The 16,061-nt window shown below is 48.1% G+C and carries 15 protein-coding genes and 2 pseudogenes; 9 read left to right on the top strand and 8 right to left on the bottom strand.

What is annotated here, in order from left to right; translation table 11 throughout:
- Window positions 1-5 precede the first annotated feature (5 nt).
- Window positions 6-317, bottom strand: coding sequence for a metal-sensing transcriptional repressor (locus tag GYMC52_RS04335; protein ID WP_013523213.1), 312 nt, complete (start codon window positions 315-317; stop codon window positions 6-8).
- Between the two features lie 57 nt (window positions 318-374).
- Between GYMC52_RS04335 and GYMC52_RS04330 the strand changes: the two genes are divergently transcribed.
- Window positions 375-629 carry a YncE family protein gene (locus tag GYMC52_RS04330; protein WP_041469378.1) on the top strand — a complete coding sequence of 85 codons (255 nt, stop codon included), beginning with the start codon at window positions 375-377 and terminating at the stop codon, window positions 627-629.
- A 59-nt stretch (window positions 630-688) separates the two neighbouring features.
- Here the strand turns inward: GYMC52_RS04330 and GYMC52_RS04325 are convergent, their stop codons facing one another.
- The 3 genes from GYMC52_RS04325 to GYMC52_RS04320 form a co-directional block, all read right to left on the bottom strand.
- A complete protein-coding gene (locus GYMC52_RS04325; RefSeq protein ID WP_230982743.1) occupies window positions 689-1,009 on the bottom strand; it encodes a ubiquinol-cytochrome c reductase iron-sulfur subunit in 321 nt (106 codons plus the stop codon).
- Window positions 1,010-1,235: 226 nt separating this feature from the next.
- The gene (locus GYMC52_RS20145; protein WP_011230394.1) at window positions 1,236-1,364 is read right to left on the bottom strand and encodes a hypothetical protein; all 129 of its coding nucleotides are present in this window, start codon (window positions 1,362-1,364) and stop codon (window positions 1,236-1,238) included.
- A 304-nt stretch (window positions 1,365-1,668) separates the two neighbouring features.
- Window positions 1,669-2,856 carry an IS701 family transposase gene (locus tag GYMC52_RS04320; RefSeq protein ID WP_012820547.1) on the bottom strand — a complete coding sequence of 396 codons (1,188 nt, stop codon included), beginning with the start codon at window positions 2,854-2,856 and terminating at the stop codon, window positions 1,669-1,671.
- Window positions 2,857-3,383: 527 nt separating this feature from the next.
- On the opposite strand from GYMC52_RS04320, the pseudogene GYMC52_RS04310 reads away from it, so the two are divergent.
- The 4 genes and pseudogenes from GYMC52_RS04310 to GYMC52_RS04295 all read left to right on the top strand — a co-directional run bounded on the left by GYMC52_RS04310 (window position 3,384) and on the right by GYMC52_RS04295 (window position 7,278).
- Window positions 3,384-3,946 (top strand): annotated as a pseudogene (locus GYMC52_RS04310) (DUF6431 domain-containing protein).
- A gap of 141 nt (window positions 3,947-4,087) precedes the next feature.
- A pseudogene (locus tag GYMC52_RS04305) lies at window positions 4,088-5,336 on the top strand (IS481 family transposase).
- Window positions 5,329-6,129 (top strand): ExeA family protein, encoded by an 801-nt coding sequence (locus tag GYMC52_RS04300; protein ID WP_013523211.1) that lies wholly within the window; start codon window positions 5,329-5,331, stop codon window positions 6,127-6,129. The pseudogene GYMC52_RS04305 and the gene GYMC52_RS04300 overlap by 8 nt, the downstream one beginning before the upstream one ends.
- 195 nt (window positions 6,130-6,324) lie before the next feature.
- Window positions 6,325-7,278 (top strand): multicopper oxidase family protein, encoded by a 954-nt coding sequence (locus GYMC52_RS04295; RefSeq protein ID WP_013523210.1) that lies wholly within the window; start codon window positions 6,325-6,327, stop codon window positions 7,276-7,278.
- A 134-nt stretch (window positions 7,279-7,412) separates the two neighbouring features.
- Here the strand turns inward: GYMC52_RS04295 and GYMC52_RS20140 are convergent, their stop codons facing one another.
- Window positions 7,413-7,544 (bottom strand): hypothetical protein, encoded by a 132-nt coding sequence (locus tag GYMC52_RS20140; protein WP_255347947.1) that lies wholly within the window; start codon window positions 7,542-7,544, stop codon window positions 7,413-7,415.
- 17 nt (window positions 7,545-7,561) lie between these two features.
- On the opposite strand from GYMC52_RS20140, the gene GYMC52_RS04290 reads away from it, so the two are divergent.
- Window positions 7,562-8,476, top strand: a complete 915-nt coding sequence (locus tag GYMC52_RS04290) for a LysR family transcriptional regulator (protein ID WP_013523209.1) — start codon at window positions 7,562-7,564, stop codon at window positions 8,474-8,476.
- Window positions 8,477-8,523: 47 nt separating this feature from the next.
- On the opposite strand, the gene GYMC52_RS04285 is transcribed toward GYMC52_RS04290, so the two are convergent.
- Window positions 8,524-9,546: a YeiH family protein gene (locus GYMC52_RS04285; RefSeq protein WP_013523208.1), complete on the bottom strand. Its 1,023-nt coding sequence runs from the start codon at window positions 9,544-9,546 to the stop codon at window positions 8,524-8,526.
- A gap of 341 nt (window positions 9,547-9,887) precedes the next feature.
- On the opposite strand from GYMC52_RS04285, the gene GYMC52_RS04280 reads away from it, so the two are divergent.
- The 3 genes from GYMC52_RS04280 to GYMC52_RS04270 all read left to right on the top strand — a co-directional run bounded on the left by GYMC52_RS04280 (window position 9,888) and on the right by GYMC52_RS04270 (window position 12,823).
- Window positions 9,888-10,301, top strand: a complete 414-nt coding sequence (locus GYMC52_RS04280; RefSeq protein WP_013523207.1) for a hypothetical protein — start codon at window positions 9,888-9,890, stop codon at window positions 10,299-10,301.
- A 322-nt stretch (window positions 10,302-10,623) separates the two neighbouring features.
- Window positions 10,624-10,878: a GlsB/YeaQ/YmgE family stress response membrane protein gene (locus GYMC52_RS04275; protein WP_013523206.1), complete on the top strand. Its 255-nt coding sequence runs from the start codon at window positions 10,624-10,626 to the stop codon at window positions 10,876-10,878.
- 226 nt (window positions 10,879-11,104) lie between these two features.
- Window positions 11,105-12,823, top strand: a complete 1,719-nt coding sequence (locus tag GYMC52_RS04270) for a methyl-accepting chemotaxis protein (protein WP_013523205.1) — start codon at window positions 11,105-11,107, stop codon at window positions 12,821-12,823.
- A 325-nt stretch (window positions 12,824-13,148) separates the two neighbouring features.
- Here GYMC52_RS04270 and GYMC52_RS04265 read toward each other — a convergent pair whose 3' ends face one another.
- Window positions 13,149-14,582 carry a restriction endonuclease subunit S gene (locus tag GYMC52_RS04265; protein ID WP_013523204.1) on the bottom strand — a complete coding sequence of 478 codons (1,434 nt, stop codon included), beginning with the start codon at window positions 14,580-14,582 and terminating at the stop codon, window positions 13,149-13,151.
- On the bottom strand, window positions 14,579-16,060 hold the full coding sequence (locus tag GYMC52_RS04260) for a type I restriction-modification system subunit M (RefSeq protein ID WP_013523203.1): 1,482 nt from the start codon (window positions 16,058-16,060) through the stop codon (window positions 14,579-14,581). Before GYMC52_RS04260 ends, GYMC52_RS04265 begins: the two co-directional genes overlap by 4 nt.
- Window position 16,061 lies beyond the last annotated feature (1 nt).

The following is a 16,061-nucleotide window of genomic DNA, read 5'->3' as shown; positions in this document are numbered from 1 at the left end:
CTCCCTTACTTCGAAAATTGTTTCATCACATCCATCAATTCGCGAATCGATTCGTCTCCGCTCCCTTCACGGATCGCTTTGGCCACGCAATGGCTCACGTGGCGTTCAAGCAGCTGCAGCCCGACTTGGTTCAACGCCGCTCTGATCGCTGAAATTTGCACTAAAATATCGATGCAATACCGATTGTCCTCCACCATTTTTTGCACACCGCGCACTTGTCCTTCGATGCGCTTCAAGCGCTTGATAATGCGTTCGATTTCCTGTTCTGTTCGTGGAACCATTTTTTTATCCACATGATGATCTTCATAATGGTTCATCAAACATCACCTCTTTTAATTACATTATACGGGTAATGGGTATAATGTGCAACAAGGATGTCCTGTACTCAAGGGACGAAAGAGGCACCATCTCATTCTGTAAGCAAGATAAACTTAAAAACAAAACAAGGCGTGGCCACAATTGAAACAGGAAACGGAGCACATGAGATCGTCACAAGCCCGGATGACAAGTATGTTTTCGTTACAAGTATGTTCGACAACACCGTGAGCGTCATTGACCAAGAACAAAATAAAGCAATCCAAACGGTTCAAGTAGGCGAAATGCCCAACGGGATCAGCATCATGCCGTAAAGGAAAAAGCAGCAGGTTGGACGTTCCAGCCTGCTGCTTTTCTGCGGAATAACGGATTTTCATTTTTCCCTTTTCCTCGGGCTCAGTACGGCAATATACACATTGCCATCTTGAATATAAGCGTCAAATGTATCTAACGGTCTTGGCGGTGGCCCCCCTACATTGATACCGTATTCGTCATATTGCCCTGCGTGGCACGGACATAAAAAGCGGATGCCTGTTTTCTGCATGTTCTCCTCAGCATCTCCAACGGTACACCCTAGATGGGTGCAAATCGGGGACATAATGAGTAAAGAACCATCTTCATTTTTGTTAATGTAGACAAACCCTTCCCTTTCCTGTTTGGTCCATGCATCTTTTATGGTGACTTTATACGGCACCTTTTTAGGGAATTCTCCCTTTTCTAATTCGCTTAGAGGACCGAGATTGGCCATTGAACTTGTATTGACTGTTTTCTTATCGTTGCTGCAGGCAATACCGAAACAGCCAGCAGTCCAGCCGCCCCCTTTAACGACCTGCTAAGAAACTCTCGTCGATTCAACATAAGATTTCCCCTCCTTGCCTCCTCTAATAGTAGGGAGGTGCGTGAAATAAGAGGCGAATCGATCAGCGTTTATCGCGCAATGCGAGTTTTACTGCAAAATACACGACCAATCCAATGGCAAGCAAATTAAGAAACCAGCCGAGAATGCCAAACCCCATCATCCCCCAGCCACTCATCATCCCGCTCATCATCCTCATCACCTCCTCCATGATCTAAAAATCATTCTCACCTATCGCTAACCATTTATGTCATAATTTCGCCTGACTTGAATGAAAAATCTAATTGGAACTCCAAGCACCCTTTTCCGCATCTTTAGCATTTGTCAATACTCCCATTCACACTTGATGCAGCCAAAAATTGATCCACAACGTTTTCATCCTCTCCCCTTTTGCTTTACTTTCAGAATAGAGAAAAAGTGTGGAGAAAATATTGACTGTAGATGAGCATTTTTCATTACAATAATTTCCATGATTAGAGAGACAAACAGGGTACCCCTTACGCGATACGGAGCTGTTTTTTGATCACATCAATGGGAATATCTTGCTTCGCAGCGTCATAAATGAACTCGACGACGCTGTGGTCTTTCCGCGACCGAAGAAGCTCCAGCCCGGCGGAGAGGTTTTGTCGGGATTCGGCGATGCTATACACGCAGGCCAACAGCACCACCGCCCAATACCGTTTCACCGCCCGAATGTGGCGAACGCGGTATCCATCAAGCTTCAGTTGATCTTTCGCCTGCCGGAAAAAGCACTCGATCGTCCAACGCTGAGCATAGTAACGCAAGATGTCTTCGTCGCTCAGCTCCCGATCGGTGCTCAAGACGACATGGAGATGTTCCGGCGCCATCGGCTGATCCGCCTTCCAAGCCAGCAGCACCACCGCGTCATCGAGGCCATGGATCGCCCCCTCATAGCGATACACGCGGTAACGCTCCTTCCCCACCGTGACGAGGCGGGTGTCTTCGGACTCGACATAGCGGGCGAACTGCTTGGCTTGGATGGCGATGCCTTTCGGGTAGAGAATCCGGTTCGTCTTGAGCATGGCGATGACATGGAATCCCTGTTTCAAGCAGGCTTCAATGAGCTTTTTGGACGGATACCACGAATCCATGAGCACATACACCGGCTGAGCCCGCTTCACTTTGAGCGAAGAAAGCATCTCGATGGCCAGGTCGATCTTGCTTTTTCCCGCTTTCTTGTCATACAGGCGGAACGCAAACGGAAACGCTTGTGTCAAGGTGTGCACCATCAGCCAAACGAGCGAATGCCCCCAAACCGATTGATGATCTTTATGCGAGTAGTGCCAGTCGCACCCTTGAATGGCGTGCGTTGCCCGTGACGAAGGCTTCGTTTTTTGGCAAATCGTATCATCAATCGAGACAAAAAGAGGCTGATTCTTTCGCTCGACCAGGCGCTCGATTCGGCGGAGGATCCACTCTTGAAGCTTCCCAAGCAGCCTTTCCTCATCCCAAGGGCTTTTCGTGAAAAAGTGACTGAGCGTCGTTCGATGATTCGGATGAAAGCTCCAGTGATGAATATCGGTCAATGTTCCCGAGAATCCCTTGGTGGTCAAGGCATCGACGATATGAATGAGATGCTTGATGACCGGTTTGGAAAGCTGCAGCGTCAACCCCAAAGTGAAGAAAAACTTGTGGATTCCTTGGTGATGTGCTAATCTATTCATGAGACATGAACCTCCTTGTGTGAATGGGTTTTGAGCACATCTATTTTACCCAAGGAGTCCGGTTCATGTCTCCTTTTTTGTTTGGTTGTCAATTTATGTTAGTGAATTTGCTCATCTACAGTATTGATAAAAACCTACAAATATTTGTCAAGGCTTTCACAAAAGTTCATTTCCCTTTTAGTCGCCACGCCTTCTATTGGTCAAAACAAATGCCGAGAAGATCTCGGCAGCCAATCATCTTATGAAACTTTCGCAAATCCAACCATACCAGATTCTTTATGCCCTGGAACCGTACAATAAATCGAAACACACCGCGTTCGATTGGTATGAACGTCACCTCGGCTGTTTTCCCCGGCAAGGAATGAACATGAACTGTAAATTATCATTTTATTTCAGCACAAAACGCCCATTTTTTTGCACATTCTTTCAGAAAGCCCTCTCCCCTTTTCTGAAGGAATGTGCTAAATTTTTTGTGAATTGTTTCGGACAAAGATTTCCATTCGTTTCAAGGAGAGGGGGGAGGAAGTGTGATCCAGTTTCACGACTTTGGCATTGACATTCAAACGTATACGGATCGTGGGAAAGGGAACGATTTTCCCGACGTGAACCAATGCCCCCACTGTCCATCCCGCCGCCCCTTGCATCGTCACGGATACTACCAACGCTATGCGTTGACGGCAGAGGGGGAGTATCGCCTTTGGATCGCACGATACGCTCGCGAGAGTGCCGTAAAACCGTGAGTGTGTTGCCTTCTTTCCTCCTCCCGTATGTTCAATATACACGATCGGTTATTTGGCAAGCGGTCAAAACGTGGCTGGAAACGCCAAGGCGAGGAGCGAAGACCAAACAGGTTGGTTTTCCCACCAAGGAGGTCATCTTATTTTATGTCCGACGATTTTTACGGAATCTCTCCCGCTTGCATCACGCGGCGGCGAGAAGGTGGGGGATCATCGGCCCTGTGGGGAACGCAAGAACAGAACGGGCGGTTTGGTGGATGCAGACCTTGGAGGGACGGGGGGTGGGCTCGATCATCCAAGACCTGTGGACAAACGAGAGGTGGCATCCGTTTGCGGATCAAATTGCTTCCTGATTTTCTACTTAACACCAAAAACGGAGATGGTTGATGTTCCCACAAACCCTTCCTCTCGACGAATCTCGAGCCGTTTCGTAAGATAGGAGGCAGAGGGACCGGAACGGTCCAACATCACAGGGAGACAGGGAGGAGATCCGGATGGATGAATCGATGAGACACGACATCGCGCTGTTTCGGTACGGGCTGATCGCTCCGTTGGTGAATGGCCAGGTGGAGCCCAAGGCGTATTTGAATGAGGTGGGCGGGCGAGTGCATTCGATTCCTCATCAAGGGGACAAGCCCATTGCGGCGAAGACGATTCTGGATTGGTGCGCCCGATACAAAAAAGGGGGCTTCGACGTCTTGAAGCCGAAGCGCCGTTCGGACCGCGGCCGCTCCAGACGTCTGTCCCCCGATGATGAGGATCATATTCTAGCATTGAGGAAGGAACATCCCACCATGCCCGTGACCCTATTCTACGAACAACTCACCAAGCAGGGGGACATTCCCACCACCCTCTCATACTTTACTATATACCGACTGTTGAAAAAACACAACCTGGTGGGAAAAGAAATCTTGCCGATGCCGGAGCGAAAACGCTTTGCGTATGACCAGATCAATGAGCTATGGCAAGGGGACTTATCCCATGGACCCACGATTCGCGTCCATGGGAAACCCCAGAAAACGTTTTTGATCGCTTATATCGATGACTGCTCGCGGTTGGTGCCGTATGTATAGTTTCCCTTCGGAGAAGTTTGACGGGCTGCGGATCGTCACAAAGGAAGCGGTGCTTCGTTGCGGGAAGCCAAAACGCATTGACTCGGACAACGAGAAAATTTATCGGTCCGAGGTGCTGCAGTATGCGTGCGCCGAGATGGGGATTACACTCATCCACACTCAGCCGTATGACCCGCAAAGCAAGGGAAAAATCGAACGGTTCTTCCGCACCGTACAGACACGGTTTTATCCACTGTTGGAGCTGAATCCGCCGAAATCGCTTGACGAGTTGAACGAGCGTTTTTGGAAGTGGCTTGAAGAAGAGTATCATCGAAAGCCTCACGCCTCGCTGGATGGGAAAACGCCGCATGAGGTGTTTCAGTCCCAAGTGGAACGAGTGGTGTGGATCGAAGACATCGATTGGCTGGATGCGATTTTTCTGAAACGGGAACACCGCAAGGTGAAAGCCGATGGCACGATCACCCTGAATAAGCAGCTATACGAAGTGCCGCCTCGGTTCATTGGGCAATCGATTGAGCTCCGCTATGACGAACGAGGCGTCTATGTGTACGAAGAGGGCAAACGGGTGGCGGAAGCCATTCGGGTGCGTTTGGAGGACAATGCCTATGTGAAGCGCCACCGGTCGCCGTTTGCGGCGGTTTCGGCGAAGGAGGGCGAACAGGATGTATAAAACGTTTTATTCCCTCTCGCGGGAGCCGTTTGCGAAAGAAACAGATCCGTCCGAGTCGTATCAAGGGGCGGCGTTTCAAGAAGCGCTGCGGGCGCTGGAGTACGTGAAGCGAACGCGGGGAATCGGGCTGTTGATCGGAGAGCCGGGGGCGGGCAAGACGTTCGCCCTTCGGGCGCTGAAAGAGTCATTGAATCCATCATTGTATCATGTCGTCTACTTTCCGTTATCCACCGGAGGCGTGATGGATTTTTACCGCGGTCTGGCCCTTGGGTTGGGGGAAGAACCGAAATACCGCAAGGTGGACCTCTTCCGCCAAATCCAGCAGGCGATCGAGCGATTGCATCATGAACGACGGATCACATCGGTGTTCATTTTGGACGAGATGCATTTAGCAAAGGATGCATTTTTACAGGACATCGCCATCTTGTTCAACTTTGAGATGGATTCAACCAACCCATTTGTCTTGATTTTGGCCGGGTTGCCTCATTTACAGGGGAAGCTGCGGCTCAATCAGCACCGCCCTCTCGACCAGCGGATCATCATGCGATACCGGATGGGGCCGATGGAGAAGGAAGAGGTGGCGGGCTACATCGAGCATCGAATGAAACAGGCCGGGGCGAAGCATCCGATCTTCACCCCATCGGCGTTAGAGGCGATGGCCCTGCAATCACGTGGTTGGCCCCGTGTCATCAACACGTTGGCCACGACTTGCCTGCTGTACGGGCATCAGCTGAAAAAGGACGTCATTGACGAAGAAGTGGTGCGCATGGCTGCAGAGGAAATGGGGTATTAGCACGAAAGGGGCCAAATCGGCCTCTTTTGTGCTTTTTCTTTTTCATCGGTCCATCAGGCGCGCTGGAAATTCTTCATCTGAAAGAGCGTGCAAATGTTCCGAAAGAATGTGCAAAATCCGCAATAATCCGCAAAAATTTTGCACATTATTTCAGAATCCATCTGAAATAATTTGAAAAAGGGATTCTGAAATAATGTGCTAATTTACACTCAAACGCCTATTATCACGCCCAATGTAAAAGATGCGCCATTTCGGGTTCTCAAAAACGGGGTAAAACAATTTCACTTGCGGGCGGAACCGGTCGTGCATGAGTTGGTAAACGGAATTAAAATCCGCGGGTATGGATACAACGGAAGTATTCCCGGGCCGACAATTCTTGTCAATCAAGGGGACTATGTTCAAATTACAGTCGAAAACCGTTTGCCAGAAGCGACATCCGTCCATTGGCACGGATTAATTGTTTCCAACCGAATGGACGGCGTACCCGGCCCTGGGGGCAGCCCGATTATCCAACCGGGAGAAAGTTTTACGTATGAATTTCGCATCCAACAGTCAGGAACGTTTATGTACCACAGCCATGTCCATGATACAAAACAAGAGTTAATGGGATTAGCAGGCATGCTTATTTCGCGCGGCATATACGAAGAACCCGTGGACCGCGATTATGTTCTGTTGCTTCAAGAGTGGGCTGTGCAGATGGAGATGCATCAGCAAACTAGCAGCCATCCAATGAATGATCACCCTTCCAAACAATCGGCATCAAATATATATGACATCGATCCAATGTCAATGATGTTTAATTTTTTCACAATTAACGGCAAAGCCTATCCTGATACCGCTCCTTTATTTGTCCGATATGGCGAGCGCGTCCGTATTCGCCTTGGCAATTTAAGTATGGATTCTCATCCGATGCATTTTCACGGGCATGAGTTTAGTGTCACCGCGGTTGACGGAAATCCGATTCCTATGATGGCAAGATTAAAACGAAACACGATTAATGTAGCGCCAGGAGAAACATGGAACATCGAATTTTTGGCCAACAACCCGGGAAATTGGGTCTTTCACTGTCATAAACCTCACCATACAACCAACATGCATTCGATGAAAGACATGGGCGACATAGTTACGATGGTTCGCTATGCGAAATAGATGAGCATTCAAGAAAAAACGGCATCGCTGCCGTTTTTTCTTCTCTCGATTCTCTTGCACCTGCTTGATAGTCAAGCAAATTATTTAACTTACTCGGACTCACCGCCACCCGAAAGAAAAAGTGAACGGCGCGCTCACCGTTCGCGATGCGTATGAATCCATTGCACAAACTGTTCGATCACTTGATCCAACAAGTCGATGGTTGCCGTATCTAATCGATTGGCGTTAACCGAAACGCATGATAAACTAAGCGTATATTCAAACAAAGTTTGGAGGGACAACCTTGGATCAGTTGCTATACGTGTTCGTAAAAGTAGTGGAAAAAGGAAACTTCACGAAAGCAGCTGAGGAGCTGCATATGACACAGCCTGCTGTCAGCCAGCACATCCAAACGCTAGAGCGATTATTCGATACGAAACTTCTGTACAGGACAAACAAGTACGTCAAATTGAATAAAGCCGGCGAAATTGTTTATCACTATGCGAAAGAAATACTCGGACTGTATACACGCATGAATCAACTGCTTGATGATTTAATGAATCGAGCCAGCGGAGAGCTGTCAATTGGGGCCAGCTACACGTATGGCGAGTATGTTCTTCCACAGATGATCGCAAAATTGCATCAACACTATCCACTCATCAAACCAACCATCACGATCGGGAACTCGAATGAAATTGTTGAAATGGTGCGCGGCCATCAGCTGGATGTGGGGATTATCGAAATGGATATCGAACCGAAAAATGTATATATTGAACCATTTGCCCAAGATCAAATGGTTGTCGTTGCTTCTGCTCATCATCCGTATGCCCAAAAAGAGACGGTGCAGATGGAAGACCTCCGCAACGCCACATGGATTGTTCGTGAAACAGGATCTGGAACAAGAAAAGCAACGGACGAATTTTTTCTCAAACACAACTTCTTTCCGTCTTCCATCATGGAATTCGGCAGTACACAGCTCATTAAAGAAGCGGTAGAAGCTGGTTTGGGGCTGACCTTTCTCTCTCTCTGGACGATAAAAAAAGAACTTTCATTTGGTACGTTAAAAATCATCCCGATCAATGATGAACCATTTTTTCGCCACTTTTCTCTCGTTACACCGAAAACTCCGTTTTATACAAAAGCCATGGAACTGTTTTTAACCATAGTACGTACTCACCAACCTTCAATCAGCCATTCACCACGACCACCATCTCCCTAATAAAAAGACGACCGGCAGCGTTTGCGGGCCGTCTTTTTCCTTGAACGTTAAGCGATAAAAAAAGATAAAAAAGACAATAAAAGAGACACAATACACATGGCAAGAAGAGGACGCAATCCGTTTGTCCGCAATTTTCGTAAATCAACATTCAATCCAAGGCCGACCATCGCCGCCGTCAAAAGAAATGAGGTGAAGGAAGAGATATAGCTCAAGACGTTTTGAGAAACAAGAATGGCGTTTCCAAGCACATAACTACCAAGTAAACTCATCATGATAAATCCAAGCAAAAACCAAGGAAATTCTACTTTCGTTTCTCCTCTCTCTTGGCCACCGTCTTTTTTTCTTCTCCAATAAATGAGGGCAAAACTGAGCGGCACAAGCCAAAGCACTCTTCCTAACTTTGCCAGCAACGCCATAGCCAATGCATCCTGCCCAGCTGGAGCGCTCGCTAACGCGACGTGGGCAATTTCATGCAAACTCATCCCGCTCCAAATCCCGTAATGTAAAGACGAAATGGGCAAAACAGGTCGAAGCAGTGTATACGCGATCGAAAACACCGTTCCGACAAGCGCAATCATTCCGATGGAGATGGCGGTTTCGTCGTCGTCCGACTGCAAAATGGGAGAAACAGCGGCAATCGCAGCCGCCCCGCATACCCCCGTCCCGATGCCCAACAATAAAGATAAAGAAGGGCTTGCTTTCAACATGTTGCCAAGCCAAATCATCATGAAAATAGCCAATATAATGACCGCTGCATCACGAATGACAAGCCCCCATCCTTGATGAATCAAAACATCCATATTCAACTTTAGACCAAATAACATAATGGCCAATCGCAACAAATATTTTGAAACAAATTGGATGCCCGGTTGAATCGCTTCTGGATAACCAAACAGCTGCCGATACATCACAGCAAGCAAAATGGCGCAAGCGAGCGAACCTAAATGATCCAGTCCAGGTATGGAGGCCAATGCCATTCCAGTGGCGGCCACCGAAAACGTAAAGGCTACTCCTCCTAACCAAAAACGTTTACTTTTTTCATGGGCAGTCGAATATGGCCAAACAGCCATCTTTCGCTTCTCCACTCTAATCCCCCCTATTGGTATCACATAACTGTTTTTATCATATGTCCCTTCTATCAATAAGTAAAATAATAGTTTATTATTTTTATAATAAGAAATCACTTATTATAAATCCCTAAAAGTGATAAACGAGAAACTAATATTTTGATTAACGAAGAGGCAGATCCTCCCGTTCCCTCAAAACGCCGCCATGATCATTGACATGAACTTTCCAACTTCGCCCACGAGGCTGCAATCAATCAAATGAAAACGGAGAAAAAGCTTGTTCAAAACGTAGTTTTCTTTCCCCACTCCACGTTGTATAATCAAAAAAGAGGAGGTGAACAAGCATGGAACGCGACACGGTTGTGAAAGAAGTGGTCGAGGCGCTGAAAATATTCTCCCGCGACATCCGCACCCAAATTGACGAAATGGGAAGCCAGCTGAGGGCGGAAATCCAAGACACTGCTAATCAGCTAAGAGCAGAAATCCAAGACACCGCTAATCAGTTGAGAGCGGAAATGCAAGAAACGGCCAACCAGCTGAGAGCGGAAATGCAAGAAACGGCCAACCAGCTGAGAGCGGAAATGCAGCAATTTCGCGCCGAGGTGAACGAGCGGTTCGACCGACTCGAACAAAAATTCGCTGGCTTGCGCGTGGAGCTGACCGAAACGCAAGAAACCGTCCATTTCCTCGCGTCCAAAACCATCCAGCATGAGAAGAAACTCCACCATCTTGCCAAGCAGCTTGAATCCATTCGCTAGTTTTCCTTCATCCGAAAGCCGCGTTTGACTGCGAGTCAAGCGCGGCTTTGATTTTTTGCATCTCGACTTCTTCGATCTCCGATCAAATCCCCCCTGCCCGGCCGCGCACGAAGGCGGAAGAGAAGCTGACGATTTATCCGTCATCATAAACACAATGGTTTCCAATACGCAGCCAAAACTCTGTCCCCGGACAAAACGCCAAAAACAGAGAACGCGCGCCGATAAAGTATGATGGGGCTTTTGCGTGCATAATTGCTGCTCCTTTTGACGCACAATATAAATACGAAAGAATCCTTTTCATGATTTGAGGGAGGAATCATCCATGTCATTTTTGTGGAGCTTGATTGTCGGGGGCGTCATCGGTTGGCTGGCCGGTCTTCTGACGGGCCGCGATATTCCAGGAGGGATCATTGGCAACGTGATCGCCGGATTTATCGGAGCCTGGCTTGGAACGGCGCTCTTTGGCAACTGGGGGCCGACCATCGGCGGATTTGACATCATCCCCGCGCTGATCGGTTCCGTTATCCTCATTTTGCTTGCAAGTTTTGTCATTCGTATGTTGCATAAAGCCAAGTGATTTTCCTGCATCAACCACCAGATCGTTTTTCGTTCGAATATGATAAAGGTGAAAGGTTTCGTTTCTCACCATTACTACCTAAAAGCCGGGCGGAAGTGGCCCGGCTTTTAAACATTTAGGATACACTATAGAACCCCAATTAGGAACAATACACTATTTATCAATTCCTCTTTTGTTACTATAATGATGGATATGTTTGACAAAGAATGGAGAGGAGGAGCACTCATTGAAAACCTTGAAGCTAGGAACAAAGATCAATATTTTGTTTTTTTGCATCATCGTTCTACTAACCGCTGTTTTGACGGCTGCTGCCATCATCCAAATCAAAAAGGGAATCCAAAAAGAAACGCTTGAAAGAGTCAAATCCAGTCTTTCCTTGGCCTATCGCTATCTTGACGAAAAATATGAAGGGAGTTGGGCTGTCAAAGACGGAGCGCTTTATAAAGGAAACAAGAAAATCAATGGCAACAATCAACTCGTTGACGAAATCGGAAACCTAACGGGCGGAACGGCAACGATCTTTCAAAATGAAACACGGGTTGCCACCAACATTATTGTGAACAATCGACGGGCTGTTGGCACAACCGCGCCGCCAGAAGTCGTGGAACAAGTGTTAAAGAAAGGGAACACCTTCTTCCGTGAAGTGAATATTTTACATCAATGGTATCAAGCTGCATATATGCCGATCAAAAACGATCGCGGAGAAATGATCGGGATGTTTTATGTTGGGATTCCCCAAACATATGTGGACACAGCCGTGTCTTCCCTTTTGAAAACATTGGTCCTTTCTGCAGTCATCATATTCGTGATTGCATCAGCAGCCGCAATATGGTTCTCGCGTCGCATCCATGCTCGATTGGCCGCCGTCTCTAGCGCCCTCCAGCGAGCAGGGAATGGAGACTTTACTGTTGCCATCAACGACAGAACTCGTGATGAAATTGGACAAATTGTCGAAAGCTATAACAAAATGAAAGACGATCTTTCTCAAATGCTGACCCGAGTCGCGGATGCATCAGAGCAAGTCGCCGCGGCTGCAGAGGAACTGACAGCGAGCGCGGAGCAAACAGCCTTGTCAACGGAACAAGTTTCTGTCGGCATCCAAGAAGTCGCCAGCAGAGCGGACAGCCAAAGCAGCCAAACTGATGAAATCGCCGCCGCCATGGAGCAAATGACGCAGGGCGTCTCTCAAATCGCGGAGCGCACGACAGCCATCGCCCACTTGTCCGTCCATATGACAAACTTAGCCGAAGACGGGAAAACATCGGTCGAAAAAAATGCCGAGCAGATGCAGGACATTCATCAAGCCGTGCTCCGGTCAGAACAACTGATTCACACGTTGCAGGAGCGGTCAAAAGAAATCGAAGCGGTCGTCCACACGATTCATCAAATCGCGGAGCAGACGAATCTCCTTTCCTTAAACGCCGCCATAGAAGCGGCGAGAGCAGGAGAACATGGGGCGGGATTTGCCGTCGTGGCCGATGAAGTGAGAAAATTGGCCGAACAAACGCAAGCAGCGACAAAACAAATCACCCATTTGTTGTCCAGCATCCATCAAGATGTAGAGAACACATCAACGAGCATGGAAGATGTGATGCAAAAGGTTCAAGACGGCATCGATGCTTCCCAAGAAACAGCAGCGAAATTCAACACGATTTTCGCAAACTCGAAAACCATCTCAGCCCAATTGGAAGACGTATCAGCATCCGTACAGCAGCTGTCAGCCGGCATACAAGAACTGGATTCAGCCATTTCGGAACTCGCCGCTGCAGCCGAAAAGACAATGGAGACGTCCAAAACAATGGCCCATTCCGCCGAAGAGCAACTCGCTTCCATGGAAGAGATTGCGTCAGGAGCCGCTTCATTGGCGAATGTATCCGAAACGTTGCAAGAAATGGTGCAAAAGTTTACGATTGCACCAAAACACTCCCTTGATTCAAACGGGTAAAACAAAACATGTATATGTTTTACATTCCACCTTGTTAATCATTTGATCATTCTGATTCAACCGGGTTCGACAGTAGCCGGGCAGACAAAATGCCTCTCATCCTTTGAGACAGAAAGGTTGGGAGGCATTTCAGCCTGCCTCGTGATGATTCAGATGGCTATGTTGAAAGAAAGTTTCAGCCCCAAATCTGTAAAGCACTGCGCTTATTTGACCGTCAGTTTGGTTCATGAGCAACTGAAATCGTTCTGCGTGCTTCCACAATCCTTTGCAGCTTTCATCGTCATCCCCCACAATGCAAAATCATGATTCGATCAAGCGAACAGCGTCACCGCTGTCCGCTTGACGAGAGCAACGCTTCTTTGACCAACTCCATCGCGTGTCCATCGTTCGGGTCATTCGTCCCCAACTCGCCGCGGAAGGCTTTCTGGAGAACGGATTGTTTTAATAAATCGAGCTTTTCCTCCACTGCCAAAACGAGTTGTTTTTCGTTCTCTAATTTTTCTAATAAGTTGTCGAGTTTCTCGGCGATGCGTTTTTGTTCTGGAACAGGCGGCAATGGAACAATGAGTTCCCCAATAATCCGAGCATTGGCTCCCGGTTGAGCAATGCCCTTTTTTACAATAGTGATTTGCTTCCAATACATCGAGCTTTTTAAATAATTCCATAGGTAGTATGGATTCAAATTTTCATTCATCGTTAAGCGAATTAAATAAGAAGCAAAAACAGAACAAAATGGCATATCATCAATCAAAAAGCTTTTACCAGTAGTAGCCCCTGTTCTTGCAATAACGATATCTCCCTTATTCAATTTGTATTTTTCTAATAATTTATCATCTATTTTACAGTACGGAACCGTTTCCCAGTCAACATTGTCATTTTGTATATCTGTGATACGCAGATACTTCGGTCCTTCTGTTAAAGTCGATGATGTTGCCGTGTATCCATATTGCAATCTTTTTAGACATGATTTCAGCTTTATCCAAGTCCAATTCCCCGGCACCTCATAAGGCCATTGTTCTTTCGGAATGACGTCTTTTTCACTTAGATCATCGGATGTTTCCAATATACTTTTCTCGCTCGGGTCATTTGTCCCTAATTGCCCTTTAAACGCCTTCTCCAACATGACCGCCCGCCGCTGTTCGATCGACTCCTTCACTTCTTCAATCAGCCTCTTTGCTTCGTCGATTTTCGCAAACAGCCGCTCAATTTTATCGGCGATGCGTTTTTGTTCGTTTAGGGGAGGCAAGGCAAAAGGAAAATCTTTGATTATCGTTTGAGAGATATTCGGTTGGGCTCCACCTTTACCTAACGCTACTAAATCACTTCTTCGTGCAAAAAAATAGTAAAACATATATTTTGAATCTAAAAACTCATACGGTTGACCGACTGCACAGGCCTGATTTGTAGCAGCATCTATACCAAGTATGCCAAGTCTTCCAATTGTTGCACCATACATTGCAATGACTATAGATCCTTTTGGAAATATTTTTGCACTGGACTTCTGGAGTCCCTCTTCTGTAATAGTTTCTTCAGAGCCGGTGATTATTCCATCATTTAATTCGCCCGTTTTAATCCAAGGAATATCCCCACCGTAATATTCTAATCTCTTTCTTGAAGGGGTCCCCCCTGACCCCCACTTTGCTACATGGCCTGATCGAACCCACACCCAATTCCCCGGCACTTCGTACGGCTGCTCGTCTTTGGGCACGAGCGCTTCTTCGAGCAGCTGTTCCATCGATTTTGGTTTGGCCTTGCTCATCGTTCTGACACCTCGAGTCGTTCAGCGACGTGGAGCATTTCGGTTTTGGCCGGTTCGTAGCGGGGCGGGTGTTCGGCCGCTTTCAGTTCGGCAATGACTTCATTGAGCAGCGAGATGGCGAGCTCTAATTTCTCCACCGCTTCCTCAGCTGAATCAATCGGGTCGGGCAAGTTGTCGTACACGGACAGCGATTCGTCGGCGATGAGACCGATGTCGAGGCTGTCGCCTTTTTTGGCGATGTCGTCGCGGGTGAAGACGTTCCACCGTTCATCGTCGACTTGATGGCGGTCTTCGGCGGTGTAGGCTTTCATAAATCCGGCGAAATGGTCTTTCGTCAGCGGATTGCGCTTGCCAAACGACGGCATGTTCGTGCGAAGATCGTACACCCATACTTCTTTCGTGTTGCCCGTGTCTGTTTCCCCGCGGGTGAAGAACAAGACGTTCGTTTTCACCCCTTGGGCGTAGAAAATGCCGGTCGGCAAGCGCAAGATCGTATGGACGTTGCATTTGTCCATCAAGTCGCGGCGGATGTCGGCGCCGACGCCGCCTTCAAACAGCACGTTGTCGGGCACAACGACCGCGGCGCGCGCCTTGCCGTTTGGTCTGAGCGCCCGATAAATGTGCTGGAGGAAGTTCAGCTGCTTGTTTGACGTCATAAACGTAAAGTCGGTCCGTGTCGCCCGTTCCCCGCCTTTTTTTGTGCCAAACGGCGGGTTTGTCAAAATGACGTCATACCCTTTCAGCTGTTCGCCAAGGGGAGAGAGCGTGTCGCCAAGCAAAATGTCGCCGTGCACATCATGCAAGAGGGCGTTCATGACCGCGAGGCGGTGCGTGTCGCGGACGAGCTCGACCCCGGAGAACGCTTTATATTTCTGGAACCGAATTTCTTCTTCCGATAAATCAAAATAGTCGTCCGTTTTCGCCCGGACGTGGCGGCTGGCGGCGATCATAAAGCCGAACATCCCCGCCGCCGGGTCGTGGCAGCGCTCGCCGGGCTTCGGGTCAACGAGTTCGACGATGACGTCAATCAGCACGCGGGGGGTGAAATATTGCCCCGCGCCTGATTTCAATTCGCTCGCGTTTTTCTCGAGCAGCCCTTCGTACAAGGCGCCGAGCCCTTCTTCTTTCGCGTTGTACCAGTCAAGGGCGTCGATGGTGCGGATGATTTTTTCCAAGTTTTTCGGCTCACGGATGTTGGACGTCGCGTCGGTGTAAATTTGCCTTAACAGTTCGTTCTCTTCCTGCCCAAGCGCCATGAGCAGCTGTTGGTAATACGTTTTCAGCTCGATTCCATCCTTTTTGGCGAGCACGTCCCAACGGTATGGCTCGGGGATGATGTATTCTTGCCCGGTTTCTTTCATCATTTTCAAAAACAGCAAATACGTCAGCTCGGTGACATATTGGTGGTACGTGATGCCGTCGTCGCGCAAGACGTTGCACAAGTTCCACAGCTTTTGGACAATTTCTCGGTTGTTCATC

The sequence above is a fragment of the Geobacillus sp. Y412MC52 genome, assembly GCF_000174795.2.
GTDB classification, from domain to species: domain Bacteria; phylum Bacillota; class Bacilli; order Bacillales; family Anoxybacillaceae; genus Geobacillus; species Geobacillus thermoleovorans.
Note: the sequence above shows the minus strand (reverse complement) of the source record. Positions and strands in the feature narration are given on the sequence as shown.

Coding starts and splice junctions, on each gene's coding strand:
- GYMC52_RS04335 (WP_013523213.1), bottom strand. CDS start 317: ATGAACCATTATGAAGATCATCATGTGGATAAAAAAATGGTTCCACGA.
- GYMC52_RS04330 (WP_041469378.1), top strand. CDS start 375: ATGTCCTGTACTCAAGGGACGAAAGAGGCACCATCTCATTCTGTAAGC.
- GYMC52_RS20145 (WP_011230394.1), bottom strand. CDS start 1,364: ATGATGAGCGGGATGATGAGTGGCTGGGGGATGATGGGGTTTGGCATT.
- GYMC52_RS04320 (WP_012820547.1), bottom strand. CDS start 2,856: ATGAATAGATTAGCACATCACCAAGGAATCCACAAGTTTTTCTTCACT.
- GYMC52_RS04300 (WP_013523211.1), top strand. CDS start 5,329: ATGTATAAAACGTTTTATTCCCTCTCGCGGGAGCCGTTTGCGAAAGAA.
- GYMC52_RS04285 (WP_013523208.1), bottom strand. CDS start 9,546: ATGGCTGTTTGGCCATATTCGACTGCCCATGAAAAAAGTAAACGTTTT.
- GYMC52_RS04280 (WP_013523207.1), top strand. CDS start 9,888: ATGGAACGCGACACGGTTGTGAAAGAAGTGGTCGAGGCGCTGAAAATA.
- GYMC52_RS04275 (WP_013523206.1), top strand. CDS start 10,624: ATGTCATTTTTGTGGAGCTTGATTGTCGGGGGCGTCATCGGTTGGCTG.
- GYMC52_RS04265 (WP_013523204.1), bottom strand. CDS start 14,582: ATGAGCAAGGCCAAACCAAAATCGATGGAACAGCTGCTCGAAGAAGCG.
- GYMC52_RS04260 (WP_013523203.1), bottom strand. CDS start 16,060: ATGAACAACCGAGAAATTGTCCAAAAGCTGTGGAACTTGTGCAACGTC.